Origin of the sequence: Flavobacterium aeripolare (assembly GCF_013294025.1) — a bacterium.
In the GTDB taxonomy this organism is placed as follows: domain Bacteria; phylum Bacteroidota; class Bacteroidia; order Flavobacteriales; family Flavobacteriaceae; genus Flavobacterium.
Genome location: NZ_JABSNL010000007.1, coordinates 209,691 through 224,008, shown reverse-complemented (window position 1 = coordinate 224,008; position 14,318 = coordinate 209,691). Strand labels below are relative to the sequence as shown.

Here is a 14,318-nt window from a genome sequence, read left to right as displayed (position 1 = left end):
AACCAGGATAAACATCTAATTTTAATGGAAAAATTAACAGCATAATTAATAATCGAAATTTAGAATAATACTCTTGTTTTATAGGGGTCAAAACACATAGTTATTCTACCATTCGAAAGTAAATCTAAACCTTAACTACTCTTAATTTCTTAATGGTAGAAAGTAGTTTCAAAGCTAGTTCCAGAGTTTCCAAAAACAAATCCAATGAGTTATTATACTATTATTCGAAAGTAAATCTAAACCTTAACTACTCTTAATTTCTTAATGGTAGAAAGTATTTTCAAAGCTAGTTCCAGAGTTTCCAAAAAGAAATCCAAAGACTTGTTATTCTATTAATTGAAAGTAAATCTAAACCTTAACTACTCTTAATTTCTTAATGGTAGAAAGTAGTTTCAAAGCTAGTTCCAGAGTTTCCAAAAACAAATCCAATGAGTTATTATACTATTATTCGAAAGTAAATCTAAACCTTAACTTTTCTCAATTTCTTAACGGTAGAAAGTAGTTTCAAAGTTTCCACATAGAAATTTAAAGGATTATTATACTACCATTCAAAAGTAAATCTAAACCTTAACTATTCTTAATTTCCTAATGGTAGAAAGTAGTTTCAAAGTTTCCACATAGAAATTTAAAGGATTATTATATTACTATTCGAAAGTAAATCTAAATGGTAACTATTCTTAATTTCTTAATGGTAGAAAATAGTTTCACAGAGAAATATAAAGTATGCATATTAAAATTAATAAATAGTGATTAAACCTTATACAGCAAAGTTAACTGTTTACTTATAGAATAGATTAAAAACAAAAAAACCGCTCAAATAGAGCGGTTTGTATATTTCTAAAACAAGTATTAATTTTGCTTTTCTATTTTTTGGAATGCATTTTTAACCATTTCCTTTTCCTGTGGAAACCAACCTTGAGTGATTAAAACCAATCCAAAGATCATTAAAACAATACTGATTCCCTTTTTAATTTTTAAAATGTTCTTAGGAGTCATTTTTGATTTAAGCTGCTTTGCCAGTAATATTTTGATACAATCAATGATCAAATAAGTGATAATTACAGCAGAGAAGAACGTTAGCATTCGACTGTTTTCCATTTCTAATTTAGGACCTACAGAAATAATTACTGCCATCCAAAAACCTAAAACACCGATGTTAATAACGTTCAACAAAAAACCCTTTACAAACAAACTAAAATAATTCTTTTTAATAATTTCTTGGTCAATTGCCGCTGTATTAATCTTCTTCTCTTTGCGAAGACTAATAAGCGAAATCACTCCATAAGCAAACATGATTATTCCTCCAAAAATGAATAATGCGGGTTTGTCTTGCAGACTTTGGATTAAACGATAACTTCCCAAATATGCAATTGCAATAAAGAAAACATCTCCTAAAACTACTCCTAAATCAAATACAAGAGCTGCTCTAAATCCTTTGATAATACTCGTTTCTAATAAGATAAAGAAAACTGGACCAATCATGAAACTTAGAAAAATTCCCCAAGGAATACCTGATAAAATATCGTTGATCATTTTAAAATGAAATTTACTTAAAACTAAAAGAGCGCAATTTAAATTTTTTCTTCAATTGTACCACCAAACTTGGTTACTTTATTAATTTGCTTGGGCTTACCATAGATAAAAATAGAGCCTCCTGCCCTTACTTTAGCATCTACTAATGCTGTTGCATAGACTTCGGCAGTTCCTCCCGCAAATACGCTTACAGTTGATTGAGAGGTTACTAAATCTTTTGCATCAAGAAGTCCACCAGTAAGTAAACTAGCCTCATGATTAATAGCTGTTCCTGTAATGTTTAGAATACCACCAGTGACAGACCTTGAATTTAATTTTTCTACAGCTACTTTCAAATTTATTTTAGCTCCTTCCCTAGCGTTTAAGTTAAAAATAGCAGCTTTAAATACATCGTCGCTACCTACCATAGCACCTTCACTCGCCTCTATAGCATCAATTTTTTTATAGTAAACCACTACCGAGATATTATCTCCAGCTAAGACTCTAGGAAACGGCATTCTTAATTTTAAATTTCCATTTTTATTAATAACTTCCACTTCATATTGACGATCACCGTCAATAACAACCTTATTCTCATCGGCAGCAACCAACTTAACATTTAGTTTATCAAATACTAATACAGCATTAAAATCACCAACAGATTTACTCACTTGTGCAAATACAGGCTGTAAAGCCAAGACAAAAACAATGATTAAAAACTTCTTCATAATAACGTAACTATTTTACTTTTTTGGTTCTGTATTTCTCCTTAAAAAGTTGAAATCCAGTTGTTTTTTTACTAGATCAGCATTCTTAACCTTTACATATATTTCGTCACCTAGCTGCAAAATATCATTTGATGTAGCACCAACTAAGGCATACTGCTTTTCATCAAATGTGTAATAATCATCTTTGATGTCTCTTATTCGAACCATCCCTTCACATTTATTTTCGATAATCTCGACATAAATACCCCACTCAGTAACACCTGAAATAACTCCTAAAAATTCTTCATCCTGGTGATCCTGCATGTATTTCACTTGCATGTATTTTATAGAATCTCTCTCAGCATTTGTTGCTAACCCTTCCATAGTAGAACAGTGCAAACATTTCTTTTCATAGACTTCCTCATCCGCAGATTTAGCTCCGTCTAAGTAAAACTGTAGCAAACGGTGTACCATAACGTCAGGATAACGACGAATAGGTGAAGTAAAATGCGAATAGTAATCAAATGCTAGTCCGTAATGGCCTATATTATCTGTTGAATACTTCGCCTTACTCATAGAGCGAATCGCAAGCGTATCGATAAGATTTTGCTCTTTTTTACCGTTTACATCAGCCATTAATTGATTCAAAGATTTAGATACATCACCTTTATTTCTAAAATCAATTTTGTAACCAAACTTTGCGATCACGGTTTGCATAGCAATCAATTTGTCTTCATTAGGCTCATCGTGAATACGGTAAATAAATGTTTTCTTTTGTTTACCAATGTATTCAGCAACCTTTTTATTAGCTAAAAGCATGAATTCTTCAATCAAATGATTGGCATCTCTAGAAACTTTAAAATATACTCCCTGAGGTTCACCAGCATCATCTAAGTTGAATTTAACTTCGACTTTATCAAAAGATATAGCACCATCTGCCATTCTCTTTCTTCTTAAAATTTTAGCTAACTCATCTAGTTTTAAAGTAGCAGCTACAATTTCAGGAGCTACTACGTAAGATTCGCCGGTAATCGAAATATCCTCTGGAATGGTATCCTCTTTAGTTTCGATAATATGCTGTGCTTCTTCATAAGCAAAACGTTGATCAGAGAAAATAACTGTTCGACCAAACCATTGATTCACCACTTGTGCTTGTTCTGAAATTTCGAACACAGCAGAAAAAGTATATTTCTCCTCTTGTGGACGTAATGAACAAGCGAAGTTTGATAAAACCTCTGGCAACATAGGTACTACCCTATCTACTAAATAAACTGATGTCGCACGTTGATACGCTTCATCATCAAGAATAGTTCCTTCTTCAAGATAATAAGAAACATCGGCGATGTGAATTCCTATTTCGTAGTTTCCGTTCTCTAGTTTTTTGAAGGACAAGGCATCATCAAAATCTTTAGCATCTTTTGGGTCAATAGTAAAAGTTAGCGTATCGCGCATGTCTCTACGATTAGCAATTTCATCTGCAGTAATTGAAGTATCAATTTTTTGTGCAAACGTTTCTACTTCAATAGGAAATTCTGACGGCAAGCCATACTCTGCTAGAATTGCATGAATTTCAGTATCATGTTCACCAGGTTTTCCAAGTACTTTAACTACCGTTCCAAAAGGACTATCGGCTTTTTTAGGCCAATCTTCAATGTGCACCAGTACAACATCTCCTTGCTCTGCCTCCCCTATTTTATCCTTTGGAATAAAAATATCAGTGTACATTTTTGGATTTGCTGTGGAAACAAATGAAAAGTTTTTTTGAATGTCAATAACTCCAACAAAATCAGTTTTATTTCTTTCAATAACCTCGATTACTTCACCTTCTGGTTTTTTACCTTTTCGTTTGTTGTAAACGTATACTTTAACAATATCTTTATCTAAAGCATGATTTAAATTATTCGTAGGAATAAACACATCTTCTTCTAATTCAGCACAAACAAAATAAGCAGTCTTACGACCGGTCATGTCTATTTTACCTTCATAATAATCTTGGCTAGCTGCTTTTATCAGGTATTTCCCAGGTTCTGATTCAATAATTTTATCTTGAGAGGCTAAAATTTTTAAATCTTTAATAATTTGGTTTCTACTTTGGGTATCATCTAGGTCTAAATTAGCCCCTATTTGTTTGTAATTGAATGCTTTATTAGCACTTTGCGACAGTATTTTTATAATTTTATCTGAGAAATCCTTCTCTTTCTTTACTGGCTTTCTTAATCTTTTACTCATAAATCTTTTCTTAAAGTTCGAAAATTACAAAATAGTTAACAGTTATAAGAAAATAGCAAGGAGTTTTAAAGAAAATATAACTTTCAACAGTTAATTGTATCTTTATTGAAAGAATTAAATATATGGAAAGATTTATCACTATTGCAGTCTTCGATTACATACACGAAATCGAAATTTTGAAACACCGATTAGATCAAGAAGAATTGCAGTATTTTTTTGAAAACGAAATCATGTCTTCGTTTGCTCCAATGTATTCAACAGCCTTGGGTGGAATTAAACTTAGAATTCATCCTAACGATATTGAAACAGTAAAATCAATTCTTCATGAAATGAGATATGACAACAATCTTAGAATCGTTTAATTTTTTTGAAAGTTGTCAACACATATATAATAATACAAAAAGAAAAATTAAATTTAAATTATTTATTAATGGGTATTATAGTGTGTTAATAGCTACTATAAAATTTTGAAAAAAAGGTTTGAAATTTAGTTTTGGTCTTTTATATAGAGTTATTAACAATGCTACGAGTATTTAAGTAGCTTGTTTTCAAAGAGATTTCGATTTTAATTAACAACGGTTGATAAACTAATTAATAGTAAAATTGTAAATAACTAAATTTAGATTTTATGTTGATAAACCTATTTAGAGTATTGATAACTTTTCTAAAAATTGAGACAACTTTTCTAGGTTATTAAATCTCGGTTTTGGATTAGCTTATTTTTTTAAACTACCAAAAAATAGTTCTAAAATTCTTTCTCAACTTATCAACAATTTCTATTAACATAACGTTAACTGAAAATCAACGAATTAGCATACGATATTAACAATGTATTATTTTAGTTAAATTTTTAAAAATAAATCACTGGTAACCAGTATTTTAATGAGTTATTAATAATGTTGATAACTACCTAATGTATTGATAATTAGTTATTAGTAGCAGTATAGATTACTAGATATAGTTTGTGGCTTATTTATATAGTAAATAAATTTTTTTGAAAACTGTTTTAAAGTATACTTTTAATAAATTTGCAGTACACAACTTAATATACAACTTATGAAAATTTCAATAGGAAACGATCACGCAGGACCAGAATATAAAAAAGCTATTGTAGCAATGCTTGAAGCAAAAGGACACCAAATTACTAATTATGGAACAGATACTCCTGATAGTGTAGATTACCCTGATTTTGCGCATCCTGTAGCGACAGATGTAGAAGAAGGTAAGGCTGATTTTGGAATTCTAATTTGCGGTAGCGGAAATGGTATTGCAATGTCTGCAAACAAACACCAAAATGTGCGTGCTGGTTTGTGCTGGATTAAGGAAATTGCGGCATTAGCAAGACAGCATAATGATGCAAATATTGTTAGTATTCCAGCTAGATATACTTCGATCCAACAAGCTATCGAAATCGTAGAAACTTTTTTAAGTACTGATTTTGAAGGTGGAAGACATCAAAATAGAGTGAACAAAATTGCTTGCCAATAAGTAGTTTTTTAAAGTTTCTAAGTTTCTAAAAAAGATTATTTCTTTTGTACACGAGAAGTTTTTAAACAATTAAATAACTTGAACCGCAAATACATTAATTATAGAAATGTATTTGCGGTTTTTTTATTTTATATTGACTGATTTAATGTTAATAGAGTCAGTCAACTGACGGTATTAATGTAAATTGAGTCAGTCAACTGACGGTATTTACATTTTTTAAAGTATATTTGATCTATATTTTAATTAGAATGTGATGAAAAGTTACTTAACGAGAGCCATTTTTGACAATTTTAGTAAAAAAGTTTTACCTAATAAAGTATTGATTTTGTTGGGCGCAAGGCGTGTTGGTAAAACAGAATTGATTAAAAATTATCTCAAAACGGTACGCGAGGGAAGTTATCTGCAATTGAATGGTGAAGATATTCAAGATGCTAATTTATTACAAGAGCGTTCTGTAGCTAATTACAAACGTCTATTAACTAACATTGATTTATTAGTAATTGACGAAGCACAAACCATTCCTGAAATCGGTTTAATATTAAAATTAATAGTAGATTCCATTGAGGGTATTAAAATTATTGCAACAGGATCTTCAATATTTGATTTGAATAATAATTTGGGTGAACCATTGGTAGGTCGAAAAAATACGATTTATCTTTTTCCATTAGCACAAATGGAATTTTCGACTCAAGAAAACTACAAACAAACCACTGAAAATTTAGAAGAGCGTCTGCTTTTTGGAGGTTATCCAGAATTAATGCAATATCAAGATTGGGAGGAGAAGAAAGAGTATTTATTCGAAATTATTAACGCGTATTTACTCAAAGATATTTTAGCTTTTGAAGGCATTAAGCAAGCGGATAAAATATACAATCTCTTGCGATTGATCGCTTATCAAGTTGGTAAAGAAGTTTCATTGCAAGAATTAGGCAATCAATTGCAAATTTCAAAAAATACGGTTGCTAATTATCTAGATCTCTTGTCTAAGGTTTTCATTTTGTTTAAAGTGGAGGGTTTCAGCCGAAATTTGAGGAAAGAAATTGTAAAATCAAGTAGATGGTATTTTTATGATAATGGCATTCGAAACGGAATAATTAATAATTTTAATCGATTGGATGCTAGAAATGATGTTGGCGATTTATGGGAAAATTATTTAGCCGTAGAACGAATTAAAAAACAACATTATCATAAAATTACAACCAATAATTACTTTTGGCGCACTTATGACCAACAAGAATTAGACTGGTTGGAAGAAAGGGGAGATATGCTCACTGGTTTTGAGTTTAAGTGGAATGAAAACAAGAAAGTTAAGGTTCCTACCGCTTTCGCAAAAGCGTATCCAGAAGCAGGCTTTGAAGTAATTAATAAGTCCAATTATTTGGATTTTATTCTATAATTCTCTTCCTAAATCAAAATGATAAAAGGCATATAATAGTAGTATTTGCAAAATGACTATTCCCCAAAACTTTAAAAGATAACTTCTCTTTGCGGTTTTATGCCTAAAAATCTGCATTGCTATCCCAGAACCAATTGTACCTCCAATCAATACAAATAAAAGAAGTGTTCGCTCAGGGATACGTCTTTTATGGTTTTTTGCTAGATTTTTATCGTAGGCAATTAGTATAAAAGCAATTACATTAATAATTAAAAATAGGTAGAACAAAAATGTCATTTAACTTAATTTAAGTTTCAAAGATATTATTTTAGCTGTTCGAAAAAAACTAAAATGACCAACATACAATACATATCCAAATCGGTTGCTACAGCAGCAATCAATATTCAAAAAACCGTTCAATTATTACAAGAAGATTGTACTATTCCGTTTATTTCTAGGTATCGAAAAGATACTACCGGAAATTTGGACGAAGTACAAATTGAAAACATAGCCAAGCTTCAAAAAGCTTACGAAGTAGTCGTGAAACGTAAAGAAGCCATCTTGAAAGCCATCATGGAGCAAGGCGCGATGAACGAAACTTTGTTTGCCAAAATTGATAAAAGTTTTGATTTGCAAGAACTAGAAGATTTCTATTTGCCTTATAAAAAGAAGAAAAAAACCAAAGCCGATGTCGCTCGTGAAAACGGACTAGAACCGTTGGCAAAAATTATCTTGGCACAAAACAATGATGATGTAGATTTTCTTTCGACCAAATATTTGAATGATAATGTGATCAATGAAGATGCTGCATTGCAAGGAGCTCGGGATATTGTAGCCGAATGGATTAACGAAAATATTTATGTTCGAAAGCAATTGCGTCGATTATACGAGCGTAAAGCAATCATTACCACCAAAGTTGTCAAAAGCAAAAAAGACGAGGAAGCAGCGCAAAAATTCAATCAATATTTTGAGTGGTCAGAGCCGTTGACCAAAGCGCCTTCCCACCGATTAATGGCCATGTTACGTGCAGAAAATGAAGGTTTTATTAAGTTTAAAGTCGAAGTAGACATTGATGATGCCTATAATATTATTGACGAAGTGATTTTAAAAGGTCAAAGCGCGAGTACACCACATGTACAATTAGCCATTGAAGACAGTTATAAACGATTACTGAATCCAGCGATATCCAACGAAGCTTTGCAAGAAGCCAAAGCTAAGGCCGATGCTAATTCGATTCAGGTATTTGCTAATAATTTAGGGCAGTTACTTTTGGCGCCACCATTGGGAGAAAAACGTATTTTGGCTATCGATCCAGGATTTAGAAGCGGTTGTAAAGTAGTCTGTTTGGATGAAAAAGGTGATTTATTATACAATGAAAATATCTATCCGCATGCGCCACAAAATGAAACGGCCATGGCAATGAAAAAGATTAAATCGATGGTCAATGCCTATAAAATTGATGCCATATCAATAGGAAACGGAACCGCATCTCGTGAAACCGAATTCTTCATCAAGAAAATTGCTTTTGATAAGCCGGTGCAAGTTTTTATCGTTTCGGAAGCGGGAGCTTCGGTATATTCAGCTTCTAAAATTGCTCGTGAAGAATTTCCAGATTATGATGTGACCGTACGTGGATCGGTTTCGATAGGAAGAAGACTTTCAGATCCATTGGCAGAGTTGGTAAAAATTGACCCAAAAGCCATTGGAGTAGGGCAGTACCAGCACGATGTGGACCAAAATAAACTAAAAGAAGAATTGGATAACACGGTGATTCGTTGCGTGAATTCGGTTGGAATCAACATTAACACAGCAAGTAAGCATTTACTAAGCTACGTGAGCGGAATAGGAGAGAAGTTGGCCGAAAATATTGTGACTTATCGTTCTGAAAATGGTCCATTCGAAAACAGGAAACAATTAAAAAAAGTCCCTCGCTTAGGTGAAAAAGCGTACCAGCAAGGAGTCGCTTTTATCCGAATTTCGAATGCCAAAAATCCGTTGGACAACTCGGCAGTGCATCCGGAAGCCTATTCGATTGTAGAGAAAATGGCCAAAGATTTGAAACTTACAGTTAATGATCTGATAGCTAATAAAGAAAAGACAGCTTTAATAAAACCAGAGAAGTACATCACTCCAGAAATTGGTTTACTAACGTTAAAAGACATTATTAAAGAATTAGAAAAACCCGGATTAGACCCGAGAAAAGCAGCTAAAGTTTTCGAATTTGACCCGAATGTAAAAACCATAAAAGACGTAAAATCAGGAATGATTTTACCTGGAATTGTGAATAACATCACCAATTTTGGTTGTTTTGTTGACATCGGAGTCAAAGAAAGTGGTTTGGTACACATCTCTCAACTCAAAGCAGGCTTTGTAAGCGATGTAAACGAAGTTGTGAAACTACACCAACATGTAACCGTAAAAGTTACCGAAGTGGATGAAGATAGAAAGAGAATTCAATTGACGATGGTGATTTAAGTTAATTTATTTAAGAAAAGTAGATCACAATAAGACTCCACACCGTTTGTCACGCTGAAAGCGTCTCAGCAAATGTGAATAACTTGCGCAGAGACTCTTTCAGAGTGACAATATTAGGTGATGAGCATTGTGTAACTTAGTTTGGTAAAAAGAAGTTGATTAAGGTAAGCCACAATCAAAATCGCCACCGTTTGTCATGCTGAAAGCGTCTCAGCAAATGTGAATAACTTGCGCAGAGACTCTTTCAGAGTGACAATATTAGGTGATGAGCATTGTGTAACTTAGTTTGGTAAAAAGAAGTTGATTAAGGTAAGCCACAATCAAAATCGCCACCGTTTTTCACACTGAAAGCGTCTCAGCAAATGTGAATAACTTGCGCAGAGACTCTTTCAGAGTGACAATATTAGGTGATGAGCATTGTGTGACTTAGTTTGGTAAAAAGAAGTTGATTAAGGTAAGCCACAATCAAAATCGCCACCGTTTGTCACGCTGAAAGCGTCTCAGCAAATGTGAATAACTTGCGCAGAGACTCTTTCAGAGTGACAATATTAGGTGATGAGCATTGTGTAACTTAGTTTGGTAAAAAGAAGTTGATTAAGGCTGGCCGCAATTAAAATCGCCACCGTCTGTCACGCTGAAAGCGTCTCATCAACAGTGATTAACTTGTGCAGAGACTCTTTCAGAGTGACAATATTGTGAAATGAGTATTGTTTAACTTAGTTTGGTAAAAAGAAGTTGATTAAGTTAAGCCACAATCAAAGTCGCCACCGTTTGTCACGCTGAAAGCGTCTCAGCAACTGTGATTAACTTGTGCAGAGACTCTTTCAGAGTGACAATATTGTGAGATGAGTATTGTTTAACTTAGTTTGGTAAAAAGAAGTTGATTAAGGTAAGCCACAATCAAAATCGCGACCCTTTGTCACGCTGAAAGCGTCTCAGCAACTGTGATTAACTTGTGCAGAGACTCTTTCAGAGTGACAAAGATTGGGTAGTAAGTAATGTGTCAAAGTAGTGTGTTGAAAGTTCTTAATAGTAGTAATCCACAATAAATTTCCATCCAGTAAGTTCCGCTAAAAGCTTCTCAGCGACTGTGATTAACTTGTGCAGAGCCTCTTTCGAAGTAATAAGTGCAATTTGCTAATACCTTAATAATTAATTACTTTAGACGACTATAATTCAACTAGCAGCATCTAAAAACAGCTTTAATGATAGAATACACCGAAGGGATTTACAATTTTTATGTTTACATAATTACCAATAAAAACAAAAAGGTGCTATATACGGGTGTAACAAACAATTTACGAAGGCGTCTTCAAGAACATAAAGAAAAATTAAACCCCAATAGTTTTACTGCAAGGTATAATGTTGAGTTTTTGCTTTATTATGAACATTTCGGTTGGATACAACTTGCAATTGCAAGGGAAAAAGAAATCAAATTAATGAATCGGGAGGTGAAGGAAGCATTGATCAATACAATTAACCCTGACTGGAATTTTTTGAATGAATTGTTTTGAGACTCTTTCAGAGTGACAATATTGGGTTATTAGAATTGTGATAAAAGTATCTATAATTGTAATGTGACAAAGTTAAGCAACCATAAAACTCCACACTGTTTGTCTCGCTGAAAGCGTCTCAGCAACTGTGAATAACGTACGTAGAGACTCTTTTAGAGTGACAATAATGATAAAAAATTATTCAAAACGTTTAACGACGATCAAACTCCACCTAGTTTGTCACGCTGAAAGCGTCTCAGCAACTGTGAATAACGTACGTAGAGACTCTTTCAGAGTGACAATAATGATAAAAAATTATTCAAAACGTTTAACGACGATCAAACTCCACCTAGTTTGTCTAGCTGAAAGCGTCTCAGCAACCGCGAATAACGTACGCAGAGACTCTTTCAGAGTGACAAATATTGAGTGATATAAATTATGCAAAAAGCTATAATTTACAAAAACAACATTATCAATGTCAACACAATTCCTGCGGCTGTAAAATACATTCCTTTTTTGAAAATGGTAGTTTTTGGTGTAAACATCCAGAAAGTCGAAATCACAAAAAAGAATAGGGATACTCCAAAGAAGATGTTTAAAAAGAACAAGGGATCACCAGTTTTTGCTTTGTGCATATTGTTCATCTTTTCGATTATAAAAGGCTGACTTGTTGTTTTATAATCGGCAGCTCCTGTTTTTTTATTGTAGGTTCCTTCTTTGAAAAAAACGACATCTCCTTCTTCGCGTTCTGCTTTGAATTTACGTAAATGCAATGCTTTACCTAAATCTTCTCCAGTCAAATTGGGAGCAATTGTTTTGACATTATTTTTCTCTTGCTTTAGAAAATCAGTATCTCTAAAAATTAAAATAATTCCGCTTAAAGCATACACTGCCATTATTCCTGCAAGGAAAAACCCCAAATAACGATGGATGATGCGCATTAAATTGCTTGATTTCTTCTTCTTTGTCATTGCTCTTAAGTCTTAATTTTTTGTGTTATCACTTTTTTCAAAGCGCAAACATACATAATTAAGATTAATTCTAAATAACGTTTTTAATTTTTTTTATTTTTTATTGGATGGCTAGGGTTAATTGTGTTGTGACGTGTGCGATTAATATATTCTTGTAATACATTTGAATATAGTAGATAATAATCAAAGTCTTAATATACTGTTGCATAGGGAACATTTAAAGCACAATTAGCGCACAATGCAACAGTCTTTGAAAGTAATTAGGACTAGCGATGAGGTCTGTGTAAAAAATCGAATTATAATAAATACTGTTTATAGAATTATTTCTTTTCCAAAATCCAATTACTCATTGTATTTAAAACTTCAGGTGAAATAGTCTGTTCTATTTTGGCGTATTCAGAGAGTGCACCTGTCTCTGCTTTTTGAAAAAGGTGGTTCAAATTATCAAATTTTCGAATAACAAAATGCTCATTAGCTGCTTTATTTAGAGAAGTTGCTATCCCGTTTAAGTTTTCTGTGGCTGTTACTTGAACGTCTTTTGTACCATTTATTGCTAACACAGGAATTGTAATTCTCGACCAGTAGGCATTAGGTTCATATTTTATAAAATTTACAAACCAAGGCATCGTAAGTTGTTGTAATTGACTTTCTACGAATTCATTCATTTGATCTGCTGTTCCTAATTGTTCTTCGGGTAATTTTTTCATCTCTGCAATTAACCGTAACCTAAGATCAGATTTTAAATTAGAGCCTGAGTAATTCTTAACGAATGCGTAAACGGTTTTATTAAAATTAGCACTAGTATCTGTCTCTTCATTTTCTATTCCGTTAGATTTTGAAACTGCTTTAGTTTGCAATAACATTAATTTATCAATGGCAATTCCGGGGCCTGCCATTGAGATTATAAATTTTACATTTTTATTTTCTGCGGCAACTATTGGGGCTATTAAGCCACCTTCGCTATGACCTATTAAACCAATGTTATTAAAACTGTTATCTTTAAGATAGTGTACTGCCGTATTAATATCTGAAGCAAAATTTTCAGTAGTGTCCTCTTTTGAACCCATAGTAGATTTACCTACACCACGATCATCTAACCGTAGGACTCCAATACCTTTATTAGCAAAATCATCAGCGATTACCCAAAAAGGCTTGTGACCAAAAACTTCCTCATCGCGATTTTGACTTCCCGAACCCGTAATCATAACAACCACTGGAAATTCTGTTTTATCCTTAGGAGTTGTCAGCGTTCCGGCTAAGGTGTTTTTATCAACGGGATTTGTAAACGAAACCTCTTTGATTAAATAGTTGTAAGGTGGTTTAGGTTCTTGAGGACGACTTCCATAAAGTGGGGCCGCTGCATCTTTTGTTAAAATCAATGGAAAGTTTAAACCTCTTTGTGTAAAAATACCTGAAATCTCAGTGCCCTTGAATTCTCCTTTATACTCTATATTTAAATTAACTATTTGCACAATCAATTTACTGTCTAAAAAAGAAGTCATCGTACTAGGTAAAGCGATAGGACTTTGCAAGGGACTAGTAAGGGTTGATTTATATCCAGTTTCGGTCTTATCAATTTTAAATATTAAAGGAAGATCGGTTCCTTGCACATTTATTTTTCCGTTCCATGTACCCATGATACCTTGACTAAAACCAAGAGTTGTAAATAGTATAAAAGTGAGTAATAATTTGAAATGTTTCATAAAAACGGTATTTTAATTGTGCATGATCATTTTTATAATAAAAAAAAATCCCAAATACCAGGTATTGGGATTTGGGATTACTCTACTTAAGCCGTTTAGGATTAAATATTTAAGTAAAAATTACTCTTTAGTCTCTTCTTTTTTCTCAGTTGCGTGATCGTCTTTAGAAGCATTTTTAAATTCTTTAATTCCGCTTCCTAATCCTTTCATTAATTCTGGAATTTTTTTACCTCCAAAAAGTAATAAAACAACTGCTAAAATAACTAGGATTTCTGTAACACCAAATCTTCCCATGATTGAATAATTTATTGCCTTGGCAAATTTTTAATAAATGTAGCGACAAAGGTATATAGAATAACTTTATG

General features: G+C 32.7%; 12 protein-coding genes. 5 read left to right on the top strand and 7 right to left on the bottom strand.

Annotated elements, in window-relative coordinates:
* Positions 1-849: 849 nt before the first annotated feature.
* Genes HNQ00_RS10025 through rnr form a run of 3 tightly spaced genes read right to left on the bottom strand, consistent with a single transcriptional unit; the run spans position 850 to position 4,448 of the window.
* Entirely contained in the window at positions 850-1,533 is a 684-nt protein-coding gene (locus HNQ00_RS10025; RefSeq protein WP_173838251.1) for a LysE family translocator, read from the bottom strand.
* A gap of 38 nt (positions 1,534-1,571) precedes the next feature.
* The gene (locus HNQ00_RS10020; RefSeq protein WP_173838249.1) at positions 1,572-2,240 is read right to left on the bottom strand and encodes a head GIN domain-containing protein; all 669 of its coding nucleotides are present in this window, start codon (positions 2,238-2,240) and stop codon (positions 1,572-1,574) included.
* Positions 2,241-2,255: 15 nt separating this feature from the next.
* Positions 2,256-4,448, bottom strand: a complete 2,193-nt coding sequence (gene rnr, locus HNQ00_RS10015; RefSeq protein WP_173838247.1) for a ribonuclease R — start codon at positions 4,446-4,448, stop codon at positions 2,256-2,258.
* Positions 4,449-4,570: 122 nt separating this feature from the next.
* Here rnr and HNQ00_RS10010 point away from each other — a divergent pair, with 122 nt between their 5' ends.
* The 3 genes from HNQ00_RS10010 to HNQ00_RS10000 all read left to right on the top strand — a co-directional run bounded on the left by HNQ00_RS10010 (position 4,571) and on the right by HNQ00_RS10000 (position 7,332).
* Complete coding sequence (locus HNQ00_RS10010; protein WP_173838245.1) at positions 4,571-4,810, top strand: DUF2007 domain-containing protein; 240 nt, start codon at positions 4,571-4,573, stop codon at positions 4,808-4,810.
* 694 nt (positions 4,811-5,504) lie between these two features.
* Positions 5,505-5,936: a ribose 5-phosphate isomerase B gene (gene rpiB, locus HNQ00_RS10005; protein WP_173838243.1), complete on the top strand. Its 432-nt coding sequence runs from the start codon at positions 5,505-5,507 to the stop codon at positions 5,934-5,936.
* A gap of 253 nt (positions 5,937-6,189) precedes the next feature.
* Entirely contained in the window at positions 6,190-7,332 is a 1,143-nt protein-coding gene (locus HNQ00_RS10000) for an ATP-binding protein (protein WP_173838242.1), read from the top strand.
* On the opposite strand, the gene HNQ00_RS09995 is transcribed toward HNQ00_RS10000, so the two are convergent.
* Positions 7,327-7,608, bottom strand: coding sequence for a DUF1294 domain-containing protein (locus HNQ00_RS09995; protein WP_173838240.1), 282 nt, complete (start codon positions 7,606-7,608; stop codon positions 7,327-7,329). The two genes, HNQ00_RS10000 and HNQ00_RS09995, sit on opposite strands and share 6 nt — an antisense overlap.
* A gap of 54 nt (positions 7,609-7,662) precedes the next feature.
* On the opposite strand from HNQ00_RS09995, the gene HNQ00_RS09990 reads away from it, so the two are divergent.
* Both HNQ00_RS09990 and HNQ00_RS09985 read left to right on the top strand, forming a co-directional pair.
* Positions 7,663-9,786 (top strand): Tex family protein, encoded by a 2,124-nt coding sequence (locus HNQ00_RS09990; protein WP_173838238.1) that lies wholly within the window; start codon positions 7,663-7,665, stop codon positions 9,784-9,786.
* Between the two features lie 1,205 nt (positions 9,787-10,991).
* Positions 10,992-11,300, top strand: a complete 309-nt coding sequence (locus HNQ00_RS09985) for a GIY-YIG nuclease family protein (protein WP_173838236.1) — start codon at positions 10,992-10,994, stop codon at positions 11,298-11,300.
* A gap of 434 nt (positions 11,301-11,734) precedes the next feature.
* On the opposite strand, the gene HNQ00_RS09980 is transcribed toward HNQ00_RS09985, so the two are convergent.
* From HNQ00_RS09980 to tatA, 3 genes are all read right to left on the bottom strand, one after another.
* Entirely contained in the window at positions 11,735-12,250 is a 516-nt protein-coding gene (locus tag HNQ00_RS09980; RefSeq protein WP_173838235.1) for a PepSY domain-containing protein, read from the bottom strand.
* Between the two features lie 320 nt (positions 12,251-12,570).
* A complete protein-coding gene (locus HNQ00_RS09975; RefSeq protein ID WP_173838233.1) occupies positions 12,571-13,953 on the bottom strand; it encodes an alpha/beta hydrolase family protein in 1,383 nt (460 codons plus the stop codon).
* A 120-nt stretch (positions 13,954-14,073) separates the two neighbouring features.
* Positions 14,074-14,247 carry a twin-arginine translocase TatA/TatE family subunit gene (gene tatA, locus HNQ00_RS09970; RefSeq protein ID WP_173838231.1) on the bottom strand — a complete coding sequence of 58 codons (174 nt, stop codon included), beginning with the start codon at positions 14,245-14,247 and terminating at the stop codon, positions 14,074-14,076.
* Between the last annotated feature and the right edge of the window lie 71 nt (positions 14,248-14,318).